We start from the raw sequence: 24,771 nt of genomic DNA, 5'->3' as shown, positions 1-24,771 counted from the left end.
GTGACCTACACCTGAAAATTTTAAAGGATTAGTATTTCCAATCTACACGAAATAGCATACTTCTTGGCTCACCAAGGAAGTTGTTTCCGCCATTCATGCGCATTCTATTATTTTCGTAATAGCGTTTGTTGGTAAGGTTCTCACCAATTAAATTAAAGGATAGGTTTTCAGAGTAGGTGTAGCGTAAATTGGCATTCCATAAAGTGTAACCACCTTGGTGAATGTCATATAAACTACTGGTCTCTGTTTGTGTACTTAACCCCATACCCGTTGACCATTTATCAAATATACCAGGCAGTTGATACTGGGTATACATTCGGAATATATGCTCAGGTGTATGTTTACTAAAATTACTACCTGCTAGGTAACGTGAGCTTTCAGTTTGTAAGTATTTGCTTTTATTAAAGGTATATCCTGCGAATATTGCTAAATCATCAGTCACTTTTCCTGAGATTTCGATATCTATACCATGGCTACGTACTTTTCCTTCAGGAATAGAAAAATTAATATTTCGGGGGTCAGTAAGTGGTCTGTTTTGCTGTTCAATATTAAATAGGGCTAGTGATGCATTTAAACGATGATTGAATAGTTCAGACTTAATCCCAATTTCCTGATTCTTGCCAACAATAGGATCTAAAATTTCACCTTTGATATTACGAAAAGATTGTGGCTTAAAGATTTCAGTATGGCTTGCATAAAGACTTGTATTGGGTGTGAGATCGTAAGTTAAACCAATATAAGGAATAAGTTTGTTTTTCTTAACCTCTCGATTTTTAGCATATTCACCATCAGGCTTACCATTATAAGTTTCATAATATACCGAACCATTAGTAGTAGATTGTGTATAACGACCACCTAGAATTAGATGGAAGTCTTTAGGAAAATTCAATCGAGTACCTAGCGATGCTGCCTGTTGTATAACATAATTATTATAAAAAATATGGTGGCTTAGGTTTTTATTCCAATCAGGTTCTTGAACTTGAGAGGGAGAGAATGTCCAGACATTATATGCTGTATTATTAACAATAGATTTCCAATCAGACAGTTCATATAGGCTGCTATAGTCAAGTGTTGCAAACAGCTCATGTGTCGTATGAAATAAAGAGTATTTGCCACTTAAAGCAACTCTTGCTGTCAACTCATCACTTGAATTGTTATATTTTTGAAAGTTATTCATTTTCAGGTTTGGGGTGTTACTATTAATACCCGTATAACTCGTTGTAAGCTGTGTTAGTCCGCCAACTTTTTGTAAAGACTTATTCCAGTTACTATTGATATTTGCTGAGATTTTCCAATCATCATTAAATTGATGCTCTAACTCTGCAAAAGCATTATATTTCTCAAAGTTTAAAGTAGACCAATTTGAGCCTAAGAAAGTATGCGCTGGTAAGCCTGAATCTACTCCTCCTACTGCCATAGGTATGCCAAAGTAATCTGGTACATCATGTGTTTTTTGGTACATTGCACCAAGGCGTAGCAGGGTTGATGGTGTTAAATCAAAATCTAATACGCCGTATAGCGTTTTTGTATCGCTATCGACACTGTTTTTAAATGAGTCTTGAGTCCCATCAATTGCAACGAGGCGACCTCGGATTGTTTTACTATTATTTAAAGCACCAGAGGTATCAACCATCGAGCGAACATTATTCCATTGACCAGCCTGCACATATCCATGCATTTGAAACTCTTCGGTTGGGTGTTTTCTTACAACATTAATGGTACCTCCAGGTTCTGCATTGGCTTGAGTTAAGCCTGTAGCGCCACGAACAACCTCAATATGTTCATAAATATCTAAATCTGAAGAACTAGATGCTGTACGATTTGAATTACTAGCAGAACCAGGGACTGTACTACTTAGACCATCTTCTTCAATTTGATCGATATAAAAACCACGAGATTGAAAACGATATCTTCCTGAGTCTCGAATAACATTGATGCCTGTAGTTTGCTTTAAGGCTTTACTTAAACTAGAAATACCTTGGTCTTTAAGCTGCTCTTGAGTAATAACAGAGATAGATTGAGGTGTTTCTTTTGGCTTGAGTTTAAGCCCTGTGGCAGCTTCTAAGGTAGATGAAGGCTCTGATTTGACAGTAATTGTTTCAAGCTGCGTATTTACTGTTTCTGCATGTAAAGAAGTGGCGCTTAAAGCAATAAGAATACTGAAGCTAAGCGGGTGACGTAGAAAATTCTGCTGACTGAATATAAACATGACTATAAAATAATTACAAAAATATGACACTATTTTATATAAAATATAATAATTATCAATATTATTATATTTTAATGTTTGGTTGTTTCCGATAATGAAAGAAAATAAAAATATTAGAATTTTGTAATATTTAAGGCAATATCATTCATAAGCATGTCATCTCTTGCTAAGATAATTTGAAAGGAAAGTGAAATTAAAAAAAATGATGTGAAATAGTTTGTCTTAGCCTACGAGGTGAAAATGTCAATTAAATTAATCGCTGTAGATATGGATGGTACATTTCTAAATGGAGAAAAAAAGTACAATAAACAGCGTTTTTTTGCACAGTTTCTTCAGTTACAAGCACGTAACATCCACTTTGTAGCAGCAAGTGGAAACCAACTTTGGACACTTAAAAATTACTTCTCCGAAATTCAAGATGAAATTGCATATGTTGCTGAAAATGGCGCTTATGTTATGGATGGTGTAGAGGAGGTTAGTTTTTCCCACTTTAGCCAAAATGTTGTAAATACAATGGTCGATGACTTATTACAACGTTACGCCGATGGAGTCATTCTCTGTGGGAAACAGGGCGCATATATTGGCCCTGAAGTAAAATCTGAGGCAATGCCAAAGTTAAATAAATACTTTAAGCGCTTAAAGCAAGTTGATGACTTAAAGCAAGTTGATGATTTAGTCTGCAAAGTCACCATTAATACAACCTACTATGATTTTGAAATGCTAACGAATGATTTAAAGACAAAGTCATACATTCAATCGGGCGATGTAAAAATGGTTTCAAGTGGATTTGGTTTTATTGATTTAATTGTACCGCATAAGCATAAAGCATATGGTTTAGATTTCTTGCAAAATAAATGGCATGTGGAAGACCATGAAATTTTGGCTATTGGCGACAATAACAATGATATTGAGATGGTTAAGAAAGCAGGTTATGGGTTTGCTGTAGAAAATGCAATTCCTGAGTTGAAACAGGTAGCGAAATATCAAGCCAAGCATAATGAACAAGAGGCGGTGTTAGATGTGATTGATATTGTCCTTAATGCAAAAAATGAAGAAGAGTTAGTTCGTCTATGTCAGGCTGAAAGTCTATAGACTAGACGAACCAAAAAATATTAAACATGCTTTGGAGCACACTTCCGAAGCATGTTTATTTCATCAATAAGGTCTAACATAACAGATACAGCAGGTAGGGACGCTTCAAAATCTCTTTGTAAACGATATGCTTTTCTAACACGTTGGATATCTTCTTGTAGAAATGAAGGCGATTCATGTTTTGTATTTCTGTTAGGTAAAATATCATATTCAATGAGCTGAATAATCCAATCTGGTTGATGCCCACAAATTTCTGCAAACTTTTCTAATGAAAATACTTCGTCGATAATTTCCACTTCATGGTAGGAGTGGCTGATAACTTCAGAATACTGTATATGATGTTTCATAATGCAAGCCCTTAAATTTTTCTTGGGTTAAATTGCGGAAAGACTTCTGCAAGTTTTTTATATGCTTGTTGTTGCTCAGGACTAATTGCTTGAGGTGCTTCAATATTGAGTATGAGATACAAATGACCCGCAGGAGAGCTTGGAATGCCTTTATCTTTAATACGTAACTTTTGACCGCTTTTTACATTCTTGGGAATATTAATTTCAATGATAGAACCAGAAGGAATTTTGACCTGAATACTCTGACCTAAACCTGCTTCCCACGGGCTAATAGGTGTTTCAAGGTAAATGTCATTACCCTCTACATACAGTTGCTTTGAATTTTGGTAAGTAATTTCAATATAAAGATCTCCATTTTCACCACCATTAATCCCAGACTGTCCTTGTTTTGCTAAACGAATTTGCTGACCAGATTTTATTCCTTTAGGTATTTTTATTTCTAAAGTTTTTCGCTGAACTTCGGGTCTACCTTGTGCAGTATATGTTGGAATCTGTAAGGTAATTGTTTGAACTGAGCCATGAAAAGCTACATCGATAGGAACTTCGATAGATGCGTGTTGGTCTTCACCCTTAAAATGTCGGTCTTGGAAACTTCCTCCACCAAATCCTGAACCAAAACGTCCAAATAAATCTTCAAAGCCATGAAATTCATGCCCTTGATGAAACCCTTGTTGTCCTGAAAAATCATAATTATTTTTCCCATTTTGATATACATTTTCAGGATGATCTAAAGCATAATCATATTCAGTTTTACGCTCTGTATTGCTTAAAGTATCGTATGCCGTATTAATTTCTTGCATACGTGCCTCAGCATCAGATTCTTTACTAATGTCGGGATGATACTTTTTCGCAAGTTTACGATATGATTTTTTTATTTCTTCAGGCGTTGCACTTCTGCTTATGCCTAAGATTTCATAATAGTTTTTAGCCATAATTGTTCAACATGATTAGAGGTATTAAAGTTTTTCTTCTTCTCTTATTATGTTATGGGTAAAAAAGAATCAATAGTATGTGAATGTTTTATTATTGTTGCCTAACGTTTCTTATAAAAATGAGCTGAATTAAAACAACAAAGAATGGTTATTAAAGTACTATTTTAAATGAGAAGAATTGATTAACTAATTTGGATTTCCCCTGTAAAAAGCATAGAAGTTACATTATTTTTTTCAGATATAAGCAATGTTTAATCAAAATGGTTATACTATACGCTTTCTGTTACCTAAATGTAAGCAGAGAACTTTAGGAAATATGCTGAGAGAAAACCTATGCTTCTCATGAATGTTGAACAGTACCAAGAAAATAGCTGGAAAATTCTATGTGATTTTGATGGTACGATTAGTTTGCAAGATACAACGGATGTCTTGTTGGAAAATTTTGCAGATCAAGGATGGGAAGAAATTGAGCATTTATGGGAGCAAGGTGAAATAGGCTCTAAAGAGTGTATGCAGCGCCAAATTGCATTGCTTAATGTTACAAAAGAACAGCTTGAAGCGCGTGTTCAGCAAATTGAGATTGATGAAAGCTTTATCGATTTTGTGAAAACTGCTAAAAAACTAGGTATTCCACTGACCATCGTAAGTGATGGTTTAGATATGGTTATTCGTCACATTCTAGCAAAATATAATTTACGCCATGTTCCCGTCATTGCCAATCAGCTTGAGCAAGTAAGCGAGTATCGTTGGCAGTTACATTTTCCGAATGCAACGACAACGTGTAAGTCGCAGTCTGGTACATGCAAATGTAAAGTATCTCAGACACAACATAAGCAATATAAAACTATTCTTATTGGCGATGGTCGCTCAGACTTCTGTTTGTCAGAAGAGGCAGACTATGTTTATGCCAAAAAATCATTATTAAAGCACTGCCAAGAAAATAATATTAAACATGTGCCATTTTCTACATTTAAAGAACTTACTCAGACACTCAACCAATTTGTTAGTGTGCCACATTTAAATGCTAAGGTTCATGTATGATCACAGATCACTCATTTTTGTTGGAAGGCAATCGTACAGGTATTTTACTTATTCATGGACTTACAGGTACGCCTAATGAAATGCGTGGATTGGCCCGTAAATTCCATCAGCAAGGTTATACTGTTTATTCAGTACAGTTAGCAGGGCATTGCGGTACAGTCGAAGACCTTGTAGAAACAAACTGGAAAGATTGGTATGCAAGTGTGTGTGCAGGTGCAGAAAAACTTAAGCAATATACCGATGAAATCTTTGTTGGTGGTTTGTCTATGGGGTCATTACTTGCACTCAATTATACCATTGAGCATCCAGAGGTTAAGGGTGTACTGTGTTATAGCCCAACATTTAAATATGATGGGTGGAGTGTGCCTTTATGGGGAAGATTGTCTGCACCATGGATACTGCCTTTAGTTTTTCATTTAAATATTTTACGTTCTAATATTCTTCATGAAGCAGAGCCATATGGTATTTATAATGAAACATTGAGAAAGCGTATCGTTAATTCTATGAATCATGGTGACAGTAGCGAGGCAGGGCTACCTGGTAACCCTTGGCACTCGCTATATCATATGCAACGGTTATCGGCACATGTTCGAAAAAATCTGCATAAAATTAAAGCAGCAACTTTATGTTTACACGCGTATGAAGATGACATAGCACATCGTAAAAATAGCCAGCTTATTTATGACGGTGTACAAGGTCCTAAAAAATTGGTTTGGCTAAAGAAAAGCTATCATATGATTACGATTGACAATGATCGTCAACAGGTCATTGATGAGTCTTTGACTTTTATAGATACATATCGTACTTCAATACAAGAACAAGCGGCTTCTAATAATGTAACTTCAGAAGCAGAAAACTAAGGTATTTTATGGAACCCATTGTTTTTATCGTATGGTTACTGACCATTGCAATAGATACTGTTGGACAATTGGCTTTTAAAGCTATTGCTCTGAAAGGTGCAGACTATGAAGGAGTTGAGCGTTGGGTTGCCCTTGCCAAAATGCCAATGATGTGGTTAGGCATAGGTTGTTATGTTATTGAGTTTATTGTTTGGCTTGCTTTTTTATCTTTGGTACCGCTCTCTGATGGTGTGATGCTTGGCTGTATTAACATTGTCGTAATTATGGTAGCAGGACGCTTGTTCTTTAAAGAGAAAATAACCAAATATCGTTTAATTGGTGTATTGCTTATTACAGCAGGTGTCGCAGTGATTGGAATGAGTATATGAGACTGTTTTATTTGGTGGGATTCTCCATTTTAATGCTATTTGATACTTTGGCTCAAGTAAGTTTTAAAATGGCTTCAAATCATGCAATGCCTCTTACATTCGACTTGCCTTGGCTCATTCGTATTTTTAGTAATATTTGGATTTATGGTGCGCTTTTAGGATATATCGCCTCATTCTTTACATGGATGACATTGCTTGAGCGTGCACCGATTGGCCCTGCAGTTGCAGCTTCTCATATTGAGTTGATTAGTGTGACATTACTTTCTGTTTGGCTTTTTAATGAACCATTGACTGCTGTAAAAGTATGCGGTATGGCACTCATTGTTTTAGGTGTGTTGTTCCTAGCCAAAGGTGAAGCGGAAGAATTTAAAGCAGAAGAAGCTGCTAAAAAAACTTCCTAAATAAAGCTATTTCCATTTGTTTTGCATGCGATCAATGAGTCTAATATTAAGTGCTTGTTGTTCTTTCTGCCAAATTGTAAGCTGACTTTCACTTGGTATTTCTTGGTCATCTAATGAACTGAGAAGACGTTTGAACCATTGTTTATATTGGTACAGTGAAATATCTCCAGTGATATCTGCACCTATAAGTTTTTGGTCACATGCATCTATGAGCAAATTTAAGTGCTCTTCTGCAAAATAGCCCTGATCCCAATTGGTTTGCACTACATCTTCAGACAGTACATCTTTATCTATAGATAAATAAACCGGTAAGTTTATCTTTTTCATTTCAGCTAAAAATGCTTTCATAAGTGAATCTGGTTCATCAAATGCATGCCATGCAGACTTTGCACCGACTTTATTTAACCAACTTGCATTTTGTTGAATGCTCCAGTAGTGCAACTTTCCTTGACGTAGTGGCGACCAATGATTTTCCCATGCATGTGCTAATCCAATGTCGCTTGAGCCAATACCTAGCACGTCTATACGTGCAACATGTGGTAATTGACTTGCCCAATATACCCAAGAACCACAATGAATACCAAAAGGGTAGCGCATATTATCTGGATGGTTATCACAGATAATAAGATGTATGGGGTGTTCTTTGTTAAGACGCGACAATAATAAATAACTGAGGTGATGATAATCTCCACTGCCTAAAAGCACGCAACCCATTGCTTCTGTGGATGGAAGTTCATTTGATAGTTTTTGCTCTAGTGTTTCAAATGCTTGCCATTTACAACCAAAACGAATGGTTTCCTGTTCATTTTGTAAAGGAATATTTATCCATGTTTGGTTTGATGCCATTGAGGAGTCATCAAAATTTAGAACAATAGGGGTACGTGGTGAGGTACTCATTTGGCAGTTTTCTCTTCTTGTTGTTGATGCCAATGTGCATCTGCTTCAAATAAATGTCTAAATCTTTTTAAAATAAAACGAAGTAACGGCGACTTTACCCATACAAGATGTTGAGTGAAGGTGAACTTTGCACCAAGCTGTGCTTTTACATCAGGGTCTGTCCAACCTGCAACATAATATTTTAACTGTTGGCTTTTTGCATAGTCGAGGTTAACAAACCAGCTAATGAAATAGAGGTTATAATCGAGTGCAAGAGGGTAGTTAAGACCAATATATTTATCTACGAGTTTATCTTTATAGACATAACAAATGTTATAGCCAACGAGTATGTCATCTTTCCAATACATGAAAACACGACCGTTACTTTGACTATCTTGTAAAATCTCTTGAAAGAATGCTTTGCTGAGTAAGTCAAAATGAATTTCACTTTGTTTATATACAGCAAGGTACAGCGTATATAATTGCTCAAGATGACTTGTATCGCTAAAGTAATTGTCACCTGTGTGGTGAACTTCTACCTTTAGTTCATCTAAGCTACGCAGTTTGCGTTTTAAATTTTTACGTCTACTTTTTGAAAGTCTAGAAAGGTAATCATCTCGATCATTAAAGTCTATCTCGACATAAGCCAATGCCTGTCCTTCAACAGTCAAGAAGCCAGTTTGCTTTGCTTGAGTAATGAGTGCTTCACTTACGGTATTTTCTTCTTTTGTGAGTAAAGGTGATGACAGCGGAAGGTCTTTAATAATCGTAAGACTATGTTTGTGACTATTCTTCTTTATAGTATCTATAAGTATTTCGGATGAAATATTTTTAGGTAATGGCGTATATTCTGTGACTGTTGTACCAATAAAGCGTGTTGGAAAATGAACAATTTTTTTCCAATACTGATAGCCAACCAATGATTCAATTTTTTGACGTACGGGTGCATCAAGTGTCGTGAGTAAATTGAAGTTGGTAACGAAGTAATAAAGAGAGTTATGTAAGGTAGATGCCTGAAAATCTTGAGGTGGATGCTTTAAAAAAGCATCCACGAGACGATTTGGTTCTACATGATTTAAACCATTGTCCATAAGAAATGTTTAGATTTCCTTTTTCGCACGGTTAAGCAATTGCTCAAGTAGTACAAGTGCTTGATCAATCTCAGCGCGTGAAATTTCAAGTGATGGTGCAAAAGTAATTACGTTTTTGTAATAACCGCCCACATCAAGAACAAGACCACATTTTTGACCGTTGTACTCTAAAGTACCAGATAGACCAATATCAACCATTTTATCAAGAAGTGCTTTGTTCGGTGTAAATCCGTCTATTTCACAGATTTCGGCACGAAGTGCAAGACCTAGACCATCAACATCACCAATTTCTGGATGACGCGTTTGAAGATCTTTTAAACCTTCTAGGAAGTATGCACCGCTTTCCATGATTTGCTTTTCATAGTCTTTTTCAGCAAGCATAGTCATAAGTTCTAAACCAACAGCAGTACCGAGTGGGTTAGATGCAAATGTTGAGTGCGTAGAACCAACTGGGAATACTTCAGGGTTAATAAGAGCTTCTTTTGCCCAGATACCTGCCAATGGGTTTAGACCATTGGTGAGTGCTTTACCAAATACGGTAATGTCTGGTGTAATGCCAAAGTGTTCCCATGACCATAGTTTACCTGTACGGTAGAAGCCCATTTGAACTTCATCGACTACCAATAAAATACCATGATCATCAAGTACTTTTTTCAAGCCTGTGAAGAAGTTCTTAGGCGGAATAACGTAACCACCTGTACCTTGAATGGTTTCCATGTAAAAAGCAGCAAACTCACTTTCGCCTACTTTAGGATCCCAAACACCGTGATATTCAGTTTCAAATAAACGTGCAAATTCAGCAATGAGTTTGTCACCATACTCTTCAGCAGTCATTCCTTTTGGACGACGGAATGGGTATGGGAATGGAATGAAATGCGCACGATCACCAAAGTGACCATAGCGACGACGGTAGCGGTAGCTCGAAGTAATTGATGATGCACCTAAAGTACGACCATGGTAACCGCCTTCGAAGGCAAACATACGGCTTTTACCGCCAGTAAAGTTACGTACAACTTTGAGTGAATCTTCAATGGCTTGTGAACCACCAACATTGTAGTGAATACGACCTGCTTCACCTGTTTTTTTGAAGATATCTTCTGCAATTGCTTTACTTAACTGAATTTTTGTAGGGTGTAAGTATTGGCTAGCAACTTGTGGCAGGGTGTTAATTTGGTCAATCAGCGCTTTATCTAAACGAGGATTCTTATAGCCAAAGTTAACAGCGGAATACCACATTTGAAGATCTAGATAAGGCGTATCTTGGTCATCGTAGAGGTAGCTACCTTCACAGTTTGTAAAGATTTTTGGTGGTTCTACATAGTGTACAGTATCACCATGCGAACAGTATTTTGCTTCATCAAGCAATAGTTGCTTTTCGTTAATTGCCATAAGTCAGTCCTTATTGTGCTGATTTAGTCTAGAATGTTTTGCAGTTAAATAACATACTATTTTGAACAAAACATTAAAGAATGTGAGAAAGTGTTTAAACAATTTTTAAAATTGATATAAAAAACCAAGAGATGTCGAAATATCAGTTTTTTTATCTACCATAGGGCTACTATATTGTTGGTTTGATAAACCTGTAACTTGTAGTCCGCTGTAAAGTGTCCATCGTGAGTTTAATGTATATGCTGTATCTAAGCTAAGATAAGGTTGTAGACTTTGTTTTGGATGGTATTCTTTAAAGCCAGTAGATTGAGCCTCGGCTGTGCTTATACCGTAGTAATAGTTATTATATTTTTTACTATTCCACTGTACACCAAGCTCAGGTGCAAATGTCCATTTGTTATAGTTAAGCTCGGCAAGGTATGCAAATGTTGTAAACGCCCCATGGCTTCTAGATAAGATGTCTTGTTCAGCCTGAATTTGAAAGCCACCATATTGTGTAATATAAGTATAGCTACTACCTGCCATGACTGAAGGTTTTCTTTTGTTCAACTTATTGAGTTGGTCTGATGGTTTAAACTCACTAGAATCGTAATATAAGTTGAATTTAAGTTTATGATTTGGCTGATTTATGCCATAGATACCAACTTCATCACCGTCAATATAGAAATGCTTAGAATCGTAGAAAATAGCAGGAAGAATTGTATTCGGATTATTTTGATTTTTATAAGCTTGGAAATCGTAGGTGTCGGTTAAGCCAATTTGTAGTTTAGAAGGTTCATCTGCATGTACGAAAGAGAAACTATTTACGATAAGTAATGGAACTATTATTATTTTTGTAGCGGTTAATTTCATCTTCATGCAAAGTTTCCATAGGTTTAGAATTCATATTCTAAGCCAATACATTCAAAAAACAGAAGTAATCTAAGAGTTAATTATTATATTAAACTTAAAAAGTAACAATAAAAATAAATATATTCACAAAATTTTAAGTATAAGCATAAGGGGAAGCTCCCCTTATGCTTATTTCTTAGCTTAGATGTTTACCAAAAAGAGAAAGTGCTTCTTCTGCATTAAAGGTATAGCGTGAGTTACAGAATTGGCAATCCATTTCAATTGGATTCTGTGTTTCGAGTGTTTCTTTTACAGCATTTTCACCAATTTGTATGAGTGCATTGACACACTTCTCACGAGAGCAGGTACATGCAAACTGAAGTGACTCTTGCTCAGGTAATGTGATATCTTCTTCATGGTATAGGCGGAATAAGATTTCTTGAGCATCTAGTTCGGTTAGTTCATCTGCTTTGAGTGTATTTGTAAGCATAATGAGGCGAGGCCATAAATCTTCATCAATGGTTTCTTGCTCTTCTTCGGTACGTGGAAGTAGTTGTATAAGTAAACCACCCGACGCTTCCGTTGTACTTGCAAGTACAATATGTGTTGGTATTTGTGCAGATAGGTCATAATACTGCATTAGACATTGTGCAAGCGTTGGTTTATCTAAAGGTACAATGCCTTGATAGCGCTCACCCATCTCTGGTTCAATATTAATAAACAACACAGGTTGTTCTAACGTAGAAAGTACAGTACTACTGTCTATTGCTTGAGCAAAGCGATCATCATCTGAAAAATCTGCTAACGCACGTACTTCACCAAGGTGGTTGCATTCAGCCATGGCCCACTTGAGTGTACCTTGAGCCTGAATTTGTAAGCTAATTCGACCTTTAATTTTTAAGGTACTTGCAAGTAATGCTGTTGCACTGAGCATTTCCCCAAGTAGTACTTGAATAGCTTTAGGGTAAGCACGTTGAGATAAAATGGTTTGCAGGGCTTCATCTAAATGAACAACCTCACCACGAACAGGGCAGTTTTCAATATAAAAACGTTGACGTAAGTTAGACATATATTTCTCCAATCCCTTTAGTTAATGGTGGCATCATAAAAAAACACAAGCTATTCGTTTTCATTTCGTGAAACATTGATGCGTTGTTGTCCAAGACCACGGCGTAAGTTGACTTCATTTTCTTTTGGCTCAACTTTGGTGTCACTTTCAAATAAATGTTCAAGTTCTGCCAGTGCATTGCGGTGTGTTTCAAATACTTTTTGTTCGTCGTTATAAATACTTTGCTGTTCTGCCAGTAGCTTTTCATCATAATCACGGAAAAGTTCTATTTTTTCATAAGCTTCTTGATCTTCCATACCTAATTCTCGAAGTGCACGATAAGCAAGGCCTAAAGAAGAAAGATAGGTTTCTCGCCAAATATGAGTAACACCAATATCACGTAGTAAATGTACATGATGACGGTCACGTGCACGAACCAATAATTTGACATGAGGATAGTTGAGTGTGATGTGCCGTGCAGTGTTGAGTGAGTCTTCAACATCATCAATTGCAAGTACAAAAACTTTGACATGCTCAATCCCTGCCGATCTTAACAACTCAGGTTGTGTGACATCACCATAATAAATTTTTCCGCCGTAGCGACGTACAAAGTCAATTTGTTTTAGGCTTGAGTCTATAGCAATAAATGGAATGTGCTGTAAGCGTGCAATACGGGCAATAATTTGTCCGAAACGACCGAAACCTGCAATCATCATTGGACTTTCATGGCTTGGGATCTCATCAAACTCTTGTTTATTATTTTGTTCAAAGCGAGGTATGACAAAGCGTGTCATGAACCAATATAGAATTGGTGTAAATACCATGGAAAGGGTAACAATGAGTGTGACAGGCTCAAGTAAGCTTTGAGATAGTAGTTGTTCGCTATGCGCGACATTAAAAACAACAAAAGCAAATTCGCCACCTTGTGCAAGGCACGTACCGAGCATCAGACTATTTTTCCATGTGTTTCTGTAATATCTGCCAATGAGTGTGATGGAAATAAGCTTGATGAGTAAAAGTACGATTGCACCACCAATAATAAGCAGTGGATTATTAAATAGGGTGGAAAGTTGAGTTGTCATGCCCACAGTCATAAAGAAGAGCCCTAATAGGAGTCCTTTAAATGGTGCAATACTTGCTTCAAGCTCATGTCTGAACTCAGAGTCTGCAAGTAGGACACCTGTTAAGAATGCACCTAAGGTTGTGCTTATACCGAGTGTTTCCATGAGTAGAACCACCCCAAGTACAATAAAAAGGGCGACGGCTGTAATAAGCTCACTTGCACCACTTTTTGCAACAAATCTAAAAAATGGGCGCATGACGAAACGACTAAATAAAAATAAACCACTAAATGTTGCAATAATGGCAGCAAAATAGGCAATACCATGATGTGCAGAAGACGTACCTGCAAGTAAAGGAATGACAGCAAGTAAAGGAATGGCTGCGATATCTTGAAAGAGAAGAATTGAAAATGACTTTTGACCATACGTGGTGTTGAGTTCTTGTTTTTCATTGAGTAATTGTAAAACAAATGCTGTAGATGAAAGTGCGAGCGCAAATCCAACAGCAAAACTTGTAGGAATACTTTGTTGGAAGAAAAACCAAAGAATTGCCATGAAAATAAAACCAGTCACACCGACTTGCAAGCTACCCATAGCAAAAATGGCTTGTCGCATTTGCCACAGTCGTTGAGGGCGTAATTCTAGTCCAATAAGGAACATCAGTAGAATAACGCCAAACTCTGCTAACTCCATAATAGACTGAGGGTCGTTGGCAACATTGAGTACACTTGGCCCTAAAATAATACCTGTAAATAAGTAACCTAGAACGGTGGCAATACCTAACCGTTTGCCTAGAGGTACAATAATAAGACATGCACCTAAGAAGATAGTCATTTGTAGTAAAAGTGACATGCAAGTGTCCTAAATCATAGACCGTCTAAGGTCTTTTTTAGTATGTAATTGAAGATGAATTATGCCATGTGAAGATCACAATAATTTGAAACCGTATCAAATTATTACTTAGTTCAGTTCTTGTGGGTCTACATCAATAGAAAGTTTGATATGTGTAGGACATTGAGAAAGTACAAATGACCACCAATGTCTGACGTAGTAATGTAGATGTGCGCGCTCTTTTCCTAAAATGACCAAATGTGCTTGGTATTTTCCTGCTTTACGTTGCATAGGTGCGGGAATAGGTCCCCATATTTCTAGATGTTGTGTAGATATGTCTTGTAAATTTTTAGAAATTTCAGTGAGGAACTGTAAGTTTTTCTGCTCATCTTTAGACTCACTACGAACTAAAACAGTGTAGCGATAAGGTGGTAGTAATGCAGTCTGGCGTTCTTTTAATGTTTGCTGTGCAAATACACGATAGTCTTTAGAAATAAGTGTGTTTAATGTGGGATGGTCGGGGCGAAGTGTTTGTAAAAAAACCTCTCCTTTTTTCTCTCCACGACCTGCACGACCTGACACCTGAACAATCATTTGCACCGTTCGCTCAGGTGCACGGAAGTCTACACTGAGTAACCCTGCATCTATATCTAAAATAGCCACTAAGGTGACATAAGGAAAATGATGCCCTTTAGCAAGCATCTGTGTGCCGAGTAAAATAAGTGGTTTGTTTTGGTGTATTTTTTCATATATTTTTTCGAGGCTGCCTACACGGCTTGTACTGTCACGGTCTACTCGAATAATTTCTGTATCGGGAAATAGTTCTTTAAGACCATCTTCGACTTTTACGGTGCCTAAGCCAATGGGCTTTAATGTTTCTTGTTTACATTCAGGACAGCTTGGGGGTAAGACTTGAACAAGCCCGCAGTGATGGCAATGTAAATGCTGATAAGGCTGTGTGTGTAGTGTAAAGTGTGCATCACAATTTGGACAGTTAGCTTGCCATCCGCAGTGTTCACACATCATCACAGGGGCATATCCACGTCTATTTAAAAATATAAGTACTTGTTCTTGTTGTTGCAAGCGTTGCTTGATGTGGCCAATCAAATATTGGCTGAGCCCATGTACTTTTGGGCTTACTTTGAGGTCGATCAGATGCATTTTGGGCAGGACAGCATTGCCTGTACGTGTATTTAAAGTGAGATGCTGAATTTTCTTTTGCTCAACCAATGCAAGGCTGTCTATGCTTGGGGTTGCTGAGCCTAAAATAATTGGGCATTTTTCAAGATAAGCACGATATAAAGCAACGTCTCTAGCATGGTAGCGAAAGCCATCTTGTTGCTTAAAAGATAAGTCATGTTCTTCATCTAAAATAATGAGACCAAGGTGCGGTAACGGTGTATAAATTGCAGAGCGTGTGCCCAAAATAATTGAGGCTTGCCCTGTTTGTGCTTGTTGCCATGCATGTAAACGCTGTAGATCTGTTAAGCCTGAATGAAGTAGGGTGATATGACAGTCAAACCTTGCTCTAAAGCGAGAAATAGTTTGAGAGGTAAGTCCAATTTCAGGGACTAAAACAAGGACTTGTTTTCCCTGTTTTAATACTTCATACATGACTTGCAAATAAACTTCTGTCTTTCCACTGCCTGTAATGCCATCAAGTAAAAAGGCTTGATAAGTGTCTTGTTTTTCTAAGATTTGATCAATCGCTTTCTTTTGGTCTTCATTTGCTGTTAAGGATGATTGTGCCAACTGTATAGGCTTTGCGGAAAAGTCGATATTTTTTTCAGTTTCTTGAATGATTTGCTTTTTTTCTAAGGCACGGAGAGTCGGTAGAGAGAAGCCTTCATTAATAAGGCTTGTTTCAAAGTAAGGCTCTGTTTGTTTAAGTAAATGAGTATATACCGCACGCTGTTTTTCTGAGCGTTTAAGTTTCTCATTTGCATCAAAGTCTATAACTTTCCAAGCAAGCGCTGTTCTCGCATAAGCGTAGCCTTGTCGTAGGCGTGTAGGAAAGGCACTTTGTACAACTTCACCAATCGGAAACAGATAGTATTGTGCTGACCATTTTAATAAGGATATTACGTTTGGGGTGATTAGTGATGAAGGGTCTAAGATTTCTAAAATATGTTTAAGCTTAAATTTGGTTTCTTGTGGAGTATTGGGTGGCACCTTTTCCATAACAACGGCAATACATTGTTGACGACCAAAAGGTACTTTCACGCGTGAACCAATTTCGAGGTTAGTATATTGCTCAGCAGTTACTAAGTAGTCAAAGCAGTCGTTAAGTGGTAATGGCACAGCAACACGAATACGAAGTGGATGACTAGAAGTTACTGTGTTTAATACCATAAGACTTAAGCGTGTTTTCTATATTTTAAAAGATTTTAGCATGCTCATGCTTAATATCACTCACAACATATATATTGATATGTTGTGAGTGATATGAATTTTTTATTTATTAAAATAACTTTCGAGGTGCGCTTTATCATGCAGTATACAATAAATAGGTGTACCGTGCTCAAATCGTTTACCTTGAGCTAGTGAGCCAACATCGACAGTTTCGAGACCTAAATCATTTAATAAACTGATAACCCTTTCTTTATCTACTTGCTGATCCCCTGCGAGGGGTAATGCTATTTTTTTTGAAGAAGTGGGTAGGAAACTATTGTTTTCTAAATCTTGCATTTTTATAGCATTAAGTGTTTTGATAATGTGCGTACTATTTAAATACTTTGCAATTATTTCACTACTAGAAATATTATTTTCCTCTATGTTGTAGATATCTCCATCTCTTTCTTTATAAAAGTTGGTTACATCAATAATAATTTTATTCTGTGTAGATGAGTTTTTAGGCAATGATGTATATGCATAAAATGGTATTGCTAAAATAATAAGCTCACCGAAATCAATTGTTTCATTTATATTCCCAACTTCACAAGGAAAATAGTAGGGTAAGCTAAATAGGCTCTGAGGCCCTCTTGAATTGCTGATCATTACTTGATGGTTTGCTTTAGCTATAAGCTTGCCTAATGTTTTGCCAACTATTCCAGCTCCGATAATTCCAACCTTCATATTTTTATCCATTTTCTAAAGTATTGGTTTATATTTTATACATAACAACTATTTCATGATAAATAGTGAATTTTAATAGTAATTAACAACTATGAGTTGTGAATAATGGATAAATTAAAAAGTATAGCTGTCTTTGTAAAAGTAGCAGAATTAGGATCTTATGCAAAAGTTGCAAATATATTGAATATGTCGCCCCAGATGGTTGCAAAACATATTTCATATCTTGAGTATCATCTAAATACGGTACTTATTATTAGGACAACGCGAAAACAAACATTAACGCACAATGGAATAGTTTATTATGAGCACTGTATAAAAATCCTTAAAGGCATGAATGATGCTGATGATTTAATGAAAGAATTAAACCATAGTCCTAGAGGTGTTTTAAGAATAAATGCACCAACTACATTTGGCGTGCACCAACTTCCACTTTTTCTTACTAAGTTTATGAAAAAGTATGAAAATATAAAAATTGAATTGATATTGGACGATAAACTAGTTGAACTAGCTGATAATAAATTTGATATTGTAATTCGTATTGGTGATTATGATAATACTCGAGTTTCTGCAGTAGTCTTGCAATCATATGAATTAATGGTATGTGCAGCTCCTGATTATTTAAAATGCTATGGTACCCCAATTCAACCTATTGATTTAGAAAGTCATAAATGCTTATTACATAGTGCAATAGATGGGTGTTCTTTATGCAGTTGGAATTTCATCAGAAATAATATAACCACTTCTGTCGTTATCAATGATACTTTTAGAAGTAGTAATTGGAATGTTTTATTAAATACAGCCATACATGGTTTAGGTATCGTTCTAGGGCCAAAAAGTATATTGGATAAGGAAGTAAAAAAGGGAAGATTAGTACAAGTATTAAAAGATTTTACCTTGCCTGTGAAACCAATGAATGCAATTTTTTTAGAGAAAAGTCGGAGTATTGTGAGGATAAAAGTCTTTTTAGAAGAGTTGGAAAAAGCATTTCCTAAATAGAAATTATCTGATTAAAAAACCTCCCTATGGAGGTTTTTTTTAACGCCGTGATTTAAATGATATATCTTTTTGCCTTGGTCGATAATAAATACCTAAACAAAGTAAAATCACTGAAAAAATAAGAATTGGTAGGTCACCTAAGCGGTTATATAGGGTTTGCCCTGAAAATGCAGGAAGGTCGTGGCGTAATACAAACGGTCGATCAATCGGGGCTTGTGAAACGATTTTTCCTTTTTCATTGATAAACGCGGTGACTCCTGTATTGGTTGCACGAATAAACCACCGTCCATTTTCTTTGGCTCTCATTTGAACCATTTGTAAATGTTGCCATGGCCCTGCCGTACCAGAGAACCAAGCGTCATTAGATACAGTCACCATAAAGTCACTATGTTGTGCATTAATACGGGTAATATTTGGATAAGCAACCTCATAGCAAATTGCTGTACCTAAGTTATGTTGCTTTACATTTAATGCTTTTTGTCTAGATGGCCCTGCGGAAAGACTACCTTCGGTAATATCATCTTGTAGAGCAGGTAAAACCCATTTTAAGAGCCCAGCAAATGGGACATATTCTCCAAAAGGAACAAGACGCTGTTTTTCATATAACCCTGATGTTTGGTCACCTAAGGCCATTAAACTATTATAAAAAATACTTCGACCTGCTTGAATAGAAGCTTGTTCATCATAATAGGGAATACCACTCAACCAAGCTGAATGATTAATTTTAGCTGTTTGTGCAATATCTTCTATAAATGGCGCGACTGCTGTTTGCGTCATGGGTATTGCAGATTCAGGCCATACAATGAGGTCACGTCCCCATTCTGTTGCGCTGAGGTCTTGATATATTCCTAAAGTGCGGTCTTGGTATGTGCTTAACCATTTTAAGTCTTGAGGAATATTTCCTTGAACCAGTGAAACACTTAGCGGTTTTTCATTTTTAGGTTGTACAAACTGTAAATAAGATGCACCCCAAGCGCCTATAAGTAGTGTAAAAATTGGAAGAATCCAAAAAATACGTTTACGTATAATCTCAACACAAGCTGCTGCAATGAGTACAGCAACAAAAGAAACACTTAAAACACCAAAAAGTGGTGCATAGTCATCTAAAAAAGCACCTGTAAATGCATAACCGACAAAAAGCCATGGAAAACCAGTGAATAACCATGTTTTTAGCCATTCAAATAAAATCCATAGTGGTGCAAACGTAAGGGGTGTTTCAGGAAAAAAGCGCTTATATGTCCATGTTTGAACGGCACTAAATAGCCCCATAGTCAAAGCGAGAAGAGCAATAAGAAATACACCCACGGGCGTACTTATATTTCCATAGTTATGAATCGATGCAAATAGCCAAAAAGCGCCTGTAAACCATAGACCAAAACCGAAACTCCAGCCAATAAAAAAGGCTTGTCTTGGCTTGCGCTGTATTAAGCATGCATAAAGTAATGCAGGTGAAAGGAGAGCAATCCACCAATAATGATATGGTGCCAATGATAGGCTAAACATCCCACCTGAGATTAAAGCAATAATACAAATCATAAAGGCGGGAAGTTTGAAATTTTTAAGAGTCCTAGATGTTACTTGACTCATTGACGAACAGCCCGAATGAGTTGAATGGTTCGTGTGTCGGCCTCAATAATAGTAAATTTCCAATCTTTAATTTCAATAGTTTGACCCTGTAGGTCGTTTACTAAGCCAATTTCCTGTAGAAGTAAACCTCCAACAGTTTCTACTTCATCATCAGAAAAGTCTGCATCTAATAGTTCATTAAAGTATTCAATTGGTGTTAGTGCTTGTACAATCCATGCATGTGTAGTTTCATGCTTTGCATCTGGCAGAATAAATTGCCCTTCTTCATCTGCTTTATCATGTTCATCTTCGATTTCACCGACAATTTCTTCTAAGATGTCTTCTAAGGTTACCAGTCCTGACGTTGCACCGTATTCATCAATGACCATTGCAATATGTGTTTGTGTATTTTTAAGCATACGCAATAGTTGGTCTGAACGTGCACTTTCAGGAATAAATAGAGGCTGACGCATTAGGGCACGAATATCTACTTTTGCAGTAGGTTCAGATAAAAATGGCAATAAGTCTTTTGCAAGAAGTACACCTACCACAGTATCAGGTTGATCGGCAGAGAAAACTGGAAAGCGAGAGTGTGCAGATTCGATAAGTACATGGAGAATGTCTAGTAGTTGATCATCCTCTTGTAAGCTGACCATTGCAGTACGTGGTGTCATAACCTCACGTATTTTTGTTGCAGGGAGGTCGAGTACGCCCTCAAGCATTGCAACAGTATCAGGTTCTAAAAAACGACGAGAGTCTTGTACAAGTTTGAGTAACTCATCTCTGGTTTCTGGTGCGGTGCCTAACCATTTTCTTAAGCCGCGCATACCCCATGATGAGCCTGATTCCTCTTGCATGATCCTTCCTAAATAGGTGTATTTGTTATCAAAGTAGAGCCGTCATCATACCGAAGAAAAAAGGTTCATGCATTATATAAACTGTATGAAAAATTTGAAAAGAATGAATTTTTTTGGCACGACATGATTTAAGCCATTATGATAAAATTAATTTTATTTTAAAGTGATGTATTTGTTATGACAGATGTATCAGTTGAACCCCAAATTCAGCTTAATACTCGAGGTTTGTACTGCCCAGATCCAATTATGATGCTGCGTCAGGCAATACGAAAAATACAGTCAGGTGAAGTTGTAGAGGTGTTTGCAACAGATATTTCAACTTCTTGGGATATTCCACGTTTTTGTGTACATATGAACCATGAGTTACTATTAAAAGAAGAATATTTAGATGATAAGGGACATAAAGAGTACCGTTATCTGATTAAAAAAGGATAAAAAATAAGCCTCTCACAGTGAGAGGCTTATCTTAATTACATATTTGGATAGTTTGGACCACCGCCACCTTCAGGCGTCACCCATGTAATATTTTGTGAAGGATCTTTAATATCACATGTTTTGCAATGCACACAGTTTGCAGCATTAATTTGGAAGCGTTTGGTGTTGTCTTCCTCAATAATTTCATAGACCCCAGCAGGGCAATAACGCTGTGCTGGTTCATTCCATTTTGGTAAATTTACATTTACAGGAATAGTGGCATCTGTCAGCTTCAAATGAGATGGTTGATTTTCTTCATGTACTGTATTTGAAATAAAAACAGAAGATAAACGGTCAAATGTAAGCGTACCATCGGGTTTTGGATAGTTTGGCTTAAAATTCTCTGCATCAATTGTTTTTAAAGCAGCAAAGTCTGGGACAGTGTCATGTAGTGTAAATGGTACTTTAAAAATGTTTTGGTCAACAAAGTTAAATGCGCCACCAAACCACTGACCAAACTTATGCATGGCAGGGCCAAAGTTACGAGAATTATAAAGTTCTTCTTTTAGCCAGCTTTGGTTAAATTTATCTGTATATGCAGTGACTTCAGTAATGAAGTGATCTTCATCTTCCATCGTGCGTGCAATACCAATTTCGCCACCTTTTTCTACACCATTTGCAATCGCTTCAAAAACCGCCTCTGCACACAGCATGCCAGACTTCATTGCTGTATGAGAGCCTTTAATTTTGGCGAAGTTTAGGAAACCTGCATCATCACCAATAAGGCAACCACCTGGGAAAGTGAGTTTTGGTAAAGCATTAAAGCCGCCTTTAACCACTGCGCGTGCGCCGTAAGAAATACGTTTACCACCTTCTAAATATTGTTTAATAAGAGGGTGCGTCTTCCAACGTTGCATTTCCATAAATGGATACATATTTGGGTTGGTATAAGAAAGGTCAATAATCATGCCTAAAGTAACCTGATTATTTTCTGCATGGTATAACCACCAACCGCCAGAAGATGCTGTTTCAGACAATGGCCAACCTGCACCATGCATCACTAAACCTTCTTTATGCTTTTCAGGGTCAATTTCCCAAAGCTCTTTAACTCCAATGCCGTAGTGTTGAGGATCTACGTCTTTGTCTAGTTTAAAGTTTTCAATCAGACGTTTACCAAGATGGCCACGGCAGCCTTCTGCAAAAATGGTATATTTCGCATGAAGTTCATAACCAGGTGTAAAGTGAGCCGTAGGTTCGCCATCTTTACCAATACCCATATCACCAGTTTGAATGCCTTTTACTGTACCATTTTCATGATACAAAATTTCAGAGGCGGCAAATCCTGGGAAAACTGCAACTTCTAACTCTTCTGCCTTTTCACCTAACCAACGAACAACATTACCGAGTGAAACGACATAGTTTCCATTGTTGTGCATGGTTTTAGGAACCATCCAATGAGGTGCTTCTTGATGTTTCGTATCTGACATTAAGAAGTAAGTCTTGTCTTCTTTAACAGATACATGAAGTGGTGCGCCTTCTTCTTTCCAGTTTGGAAAAAGCTCATTTAATGCACGTGGCTCAAGTACAGCACCAGACAGAATATGTGCACCGACTTCGGAGCCCTTTTCTACGACACAAACGGTTAAATCAGATAAGTCATGTTCAATCGCTAACTGACGAATTTTTATCGCTGCAGAAAGACCAGCAGGCCCTGCACCAACAATAACAACGTCAAACTCCATCGATTCGCGTTCGATGTGTTCCATGTAGGACTCCTCATATTGAAAAGGGTGGCAACCAAACGGTACATTGTGGTGCTGCCATGAGTGTTTTCTATAGACACAGACCTAAGACATATATGAAATGATATGTCTGAGATATAATCAACTTAGATGTATAGAATAGCCTATTGGCTGATATGTGTGTATTTTCTGTCAAATGGGGGATAAAAGCGATGGGAAAAGATGATATTTCTCTGAGTATGTATAAAAAACAGTCAAATTTAAAGAATAAAAGTTTAGATTCAATTTTACAAAGTGTAAATGCAGAGCAGGTTTTACAGAAAAAACAAATTCCACCATTAGATCAATGGAATCCTCAAAGTTGTGGAAAAATGGATTTATGTATTCGTGCAAATGGTACATGGTGGCATGAAGGTGTACCAATTCAGCGAGCATCTATGATTCAGTTGTTTTCGCATATTTTATGCAAAGAAGAAGATAAATATTATCTTAAAACACCTGCTGAAAAAGTAGAAATTCAAGTTGAAGATGCCCCACTTTTTGTGAATCGGATTGAGCAAGTTATCGAGAATGACAAAACGTGGATTTATGCATATACAACAGATGATGATATTGTCATTTTAAATGAAAAAAATAGTATTGTTATGAAAGCTTTTGAAGATGAAGTACGCCCATATATTTATATTAGATATGGCTTATATGCTTTAATTCAGCGATCTGCATTCTTTCATCTGATTGATGCTGGTGAATTAAGAGAAAATGAACAAGGACACACTGAGCTTATTATTCAAAGTGGAGATTTTCGCTTGCATTTAATGACTTGAGGTTTAACATTTACATGACAATGAAATTTAAAAATAAATGATCCTATGAATGAGTCACATTACATATGCAAATGAACCGAAAAAAGGCATCTGCTGAAGCACCGATAGGTGTATTTGATTCAGGGGTAGGTGGGTTATCTATTGTAAATGACATTTTAAAACATTTGCCACATGAACATATAAAATACCTTGCAGACACTGCACATGTGCCCTATGGCGCACGGGAAGATGACGATATTCGTCATTTAACAGCGCAAGCTGTAGATTGGTTGTACAAACAGGGGTGTAAGGCTGTTGTTGTTGCTTGTAATACCGCATCAGCATTTAGCCTAGATTATTTGCGAGAATACTATGGTAGTGATTTTCCAATTATAGGTTTAGTTCCAGCCCTAAAACCTGCTGTTTTAAATACGAGGAGTAAGGTAGTAGCTGTCCTTGCGACACCTGCAACCTTTCGTGGTAAATTAATTAAAGATGTGATGTTGCATTTTGCTGAACCTTTAGGGGTAACTGTCCTACCAATTACCTCTTTAGATTTAGTTCCGCTTGTAGAGGCAGGTCAGCAAAATAGCCCTAAAATGCATATCTTACTAAAAGAAATTCTACAGCCTGCAGTAGATATAAAGGCGGATCAATTGGTTTTAGGTTGTACTCATTATCCCTTCTTAAAAAATAGTATTGAACATATTTTTCCATCACAATTTGAATTGGTCGATTCAGGACAGGCTGTGGCAAGACAATTAAGCCATGTGCTTTCGCATCACCATTTAATGAATGAGGTTGTTCCAACAACAAAAAAACCACAAATGACCTGTTATTTTACAGGTGAATATACATCTAAAATGCAAATAGTGTTACAACATTTAATTTCGAAAGATATTGATTGGAAAGTAAGCTATTTTTCAGATTAATTTTTTAGC

The 24,771-nt window shown here is 36.8% G+C and carries 23 protein-coding genes; 9 read left to right on the top strand and 14 right to left on the bottom strand.

Going from position 1 to position 24,771, the window contains the following annotated elements:
- Positions 1 to 28 precede the first annotated feature (28 nt).
- Entirely contained in the window at positions 29 to 2,209 is a 2,181-nt protein-coding gene (locus AC1MPL_RS00950) for a TonB-dependent siderophore receptor (protein WP_237416155.1), read from the bottom strand.
- 240 nt (positions 2,210 to 2,449) lie between these two features.
- Here AC1MPL_RS00950 and AC1MPL_RS00945 point away from each other — a divergent pair, with 240 nt between their 5' ends.
- Positions 2,450 to 3,301 carry a Cof-type HAD-IIB family hydrolase gene (locus AC1MPL_RS00945; protein WP_479763515.1) on the top strand — a complete coding sequence of 284 codons (852 nt, stop codon included), beginning with the start codon at positions 2,450 to 2,452 and terminating at the stop codon, positions 3,299 to 3,301.
- A 20-nt stretch (positions 3,302 to 3,321) separates the two neighbouring features.
- Here AC1MPL_RS00945 and AC1MPL_RS00940 read toward each other — a convergent pair whose 3' ends face one another.
- Positions 3,322 to 3,648, bottom strand: coding sequence for a chaperone modulator CbpM (locus AC1MPL_RS00940; RefSeq protein ID WP_479763514.1), 327 nt, complete (start codon positions 3,646 to 3,648; stop codon positions 3,322 to 3,324).
- An 11-nt stretch (positions 3,649 to 3,659) separates the two neighbouring features.
- A complete protein-coding gene (locus AC1MPL_RS00935) occupies positions 3,660 to 4,580 on the bottom strand; it encodes a DnaJ C-terminal domain-containing protein (protein ID WP_479763513.1) in 921 nt (306 codons plus the stop codon).
- Between the two features lie 333 nt (positions 4,581 to 4,913).
- Here AC1MPL_RS00935 and AC1MPL_RS00930 point away from each other — a divergent pair, with 333 nt between their 5' ends.
- The 4 genes from AC1MPL_RS00930 to AC1MPL_RS00915 are packed head-to-tail and all read left to right on the top strand — an operon-like array spanning position 4,914 to position 7,250.
- Entirely contained in the window at positions 4,914 to 5,621 is a 708-nt protein-coding gene (locus AC1MPL_RS00930; RefSeq protein ID WP_479763511.1) for an MtnX-like HAD-IB family phosphatase, read from the top strand.
- Complete coding sequence (locus tag AC1MPL_RS00925) at positions 5,618 to 6,481, top strand: alpha/beta hydrolase (RefSeq protein ID WP_479763509.1); 864 nt, start codon at positions 5,618 to 5,620, stop codon at positions 6,479 to 6,481. The genes AC1MPL_RS00930 and AC1MPL_RS00925 overlap by 4 nt, the downstream gene beginning before the upstream one ends.
- Positions 6,482 to 6,489: 8 nt before the next feature.
- Entirely contained in the window at positions 6,490 to 6,849 is a 360-nt protein-coding gene (locus AC1MPL_RS00920) for an EamA family transporter (RefSeq protein ID WP_479763507.1), read from the top strand.
- The gene (locus AC1MPL_RS00915; RefSeq protein ID WP_040331946.1) at positions 6,846 to 7,250 is read left to right on the top strand and encodes a DMT family transporter; all 405 of its coding nucleotides are present in this window, start codon (positions 6,846 to 6,848) and stop codon (positions 7,248 to 7,250) included. The genes AC1MPL_RS00920 and AC1MPL_RS00915 overlap by 4 nt, the downstream gene beginning before the upstream one ends.
- Before the next feature lie 6 nt (positions 7,251 to 7,256).
- Here the strand turns inward: AC1MPL_RS00915 and AC1MPL_RS00910 are convergent, their stop codons facing one another.
- The 8 genes from AC1MPL_RS00910 to AC1MPL_RS00875 all read right to left on the bottom strand — a co-directional run bounded on the left by AC1MPL_RS00910 (position 7,257) and on the right by AC1MPL_RS00875 (position 17,452).
- A complete protein-coding gene (locus AC1MPL_RS00910; RefSeq protein ID WP_479763505.1) occupies positions 7,257 to 8,147 on the bottom strand; it encodes an arginase family protein in 891 nt (296 codons plus the stop codon).
- The gene (locus AC1MPL_RS00905) at positions 8,144 to 9,217 is read right to left on the bottom strand and encodes a GNAT family N-acetyltransferase (RefSeq protein ID WP_479763503.1); all 1,074 of its coding nucleotides are present in this window, start codon (positions 9,215 to 9,217) and stop codon (positions 8,144 to 8,146) included. The genes AC1MPL_RS00910 and AC1MPL_RS00905 overlap by 4 nt, the downstream gene beginning before the upstream one ends.
- Positions 9,218 to 9,226: 9 nt before the next feature.
- Positions 9,227 to 10,606, bottom strand: coding sequence for an aspartate aminotransferase family protein (locus tag AC1MPL_RS00900; RefSeq protein WP_479763501.1), 1,380 nt, complete (start codon positions 10,604 to 10,606; stop codon positions 9,227 to 9,229).
- A gap of 105 nt (positions 10,607 to 10,711) precedes the next feature.
- Entirely contained in the window at positions 10,712 to 11,464 is a 753-nt protein-coding gene (locus AC1MPL_RS00895; protein ID WP_479763500.1) for a MipA/OmpV family protein, read from the bottom strand.
- A 169-nt stretch (positions 11,465 to 11,633) separates the two neighbouring features.
- Entirely contained in the window at positions 11,634 to 12,506 is an 873-nt protein-coding gene (gene hslO / locus AC1MPL_RS00890) for an Hsp33 family molecular chaperone HslO (protein WP_479763498.1), read from the bottom strand.
- A gap of 50 nt (positions 12,507 to 12,556) precedes the next feature.
- Complete coding sequence (locus AC1MPL_RS00885; RefSeq protein ID WP_479763496.1) at positions 12,557 to 14,398, bottom strand: monovalent cation:proton antiporter-2 (CPA2) family protein; 1,842 nt, start codon at positions 14,396 to 14,398, stop codon at positions 12,557 to 12,559.
- A 108-nt stretch (positions 14,399 to 14,506) separates the two neighbouring features.
- Positions 14,507 to 16,729, bottom strand: coding sequence for a primosomal protein N' (locus AC1MPL_RS00880; RefSeq protein WP_479763495.1), 2,223 nt, complete (start codon positions 16,727 to 16,729; stop codon positions 14,507 to 14,509).
- A 102-nt stretch (positions 16,730 to 16,831) separates the two neighbouring features.
- Positions 16,832 to 17,452 carry an NADPH-dependent F420 reductase gene (locus tag AC1MPL_RS00875; RefSeq protein ID WP_479763494.1) on the bottom strand — a complete coding sequence of 207 codons (621 nt, stop codon included), beginning with the start codon at positions 17,450 to 17,452 and terminating at the stop codon, positions 16,832 to 16,834.
- Between the two features lie 105 nt (positions 17,453 to 17,557).
- Between AC1MPL_RS00875 and AC1MPL_RS00870 the strand changes: the two genes are divergently transcribed.
- Complete coding sequence (locus AC1MPL_RS00870) at positions 17,558 to 18,448, top strand: LysR family transcriptional regulator (RefSeq protein WP_479763492.1); 891 nt, start codon at positions 17,558 to 17,560, stop codon at positions 18,446 to 18,448.
- 39 nt (positions 18,449 to 18,487) lie between these two features.
- Here the strand turns inward: AC1MPL_RS00870 and lnt are convergent, their stop codons facing one another.
- Complete coding sequence (gene lnt / locus AC1MPL_RS00865) at positions 18,488 to 20,035, bottom strand: apolipoprotein N-acyltransferase (RefSeq protein WP_479763490.1); 1,548 nt, start codon at positions 20,033 to 20,035, stop codon at positions 18,488 to 18,490.
- A complete protein-coding gene (locus AC1MPL_RS00860; RefSeq protein ID WP_479763488.1) occupies positions 20,032 to 20,871 on the bottom strand; it encodes an HlyC/CorC family transporter in 840 nt (279 codons plus the stop codon). Before AC1MPL_RS00860 ends, lnt begins: the two co-directional genes overlap by 4 nt.
- Positions 20,872 to 21,048: 177 nt before the next feature.
- On the opposite strand from AC1MPL_RS00860, the gene tusA reads away from it, so the two are divergent.
- Positions 21,049 to 21,306, top strand: coding sequence for a sulfurtransferase TusA (tusA, locus tag AC1MPL_RS00855; RefSeq protein ID WP_479763486.1), 258 nt, complete (start codon positions 21,049 to 21,051; stop codon positions 21,304 to 21,306).
- 35 nt (positions 21,307 to 21,341) lie between these two features.
- Here tusA and AC1MPL_RS00850 read toward each other — a convergent pair whose 3' ends face one another.
- Complete coding sequence (locus tag AC1MPL_RS00850; RefSeq protein WP_479763480.1) at positions 21,342 to 23,051, bottom strand: electron transfer flavoprotein-ubiquinone oxidoreductase; 1,710 nt, start codon at positions 23,049 to 23,051, stop codon at positions 21,342 to 21,344.
- A 188-nt stretch (positions 23,052 to 23,239) separates the two neighbouring features.
- On the opposite strand from AC1MPL_RS00850, the gene AC1MPL_RS00845 reads away from it, so the two are divergent.
- Positions 23,240 to 23,851, top strand: a complete 612-nt coding sequence (locus tag AC1MPL_RS00845; protein WP_479763479.1) for a DUF1285 domain-containing protein — start codon at positions 23,240 to 23,242, stop codon at positions 23,849 to 23,851.
- 65 nt (positions 23,852 to 23,916) lie between these two features.
- Positions 23,917 to 24,762 carry a glutamate racemase gene (murI, locus tag AC1MPL_RS00840; RefSeq protein ID WP_479763477.1) on the top strand — a complete coding sequence of 282 codons (846 nt, stop codon included), beginning with the start codon at positions 23,917 to 23,919 and terminating at the stop codon, positions 24,760 to 24,762.
- The last annotated feature ends 9 nt before the right edge of the window (positions 24,763 to 24,771 follow it).

The sequence above is a fragment of the Acinetobacter sp. N1-1 genome, from assembly GCF_056711485.1.
The sequence above is the reverse complement of the archived record's forward strand: the minus strand, read 5'-3'. Positions and strand labels throughout refer to the sequence as shown.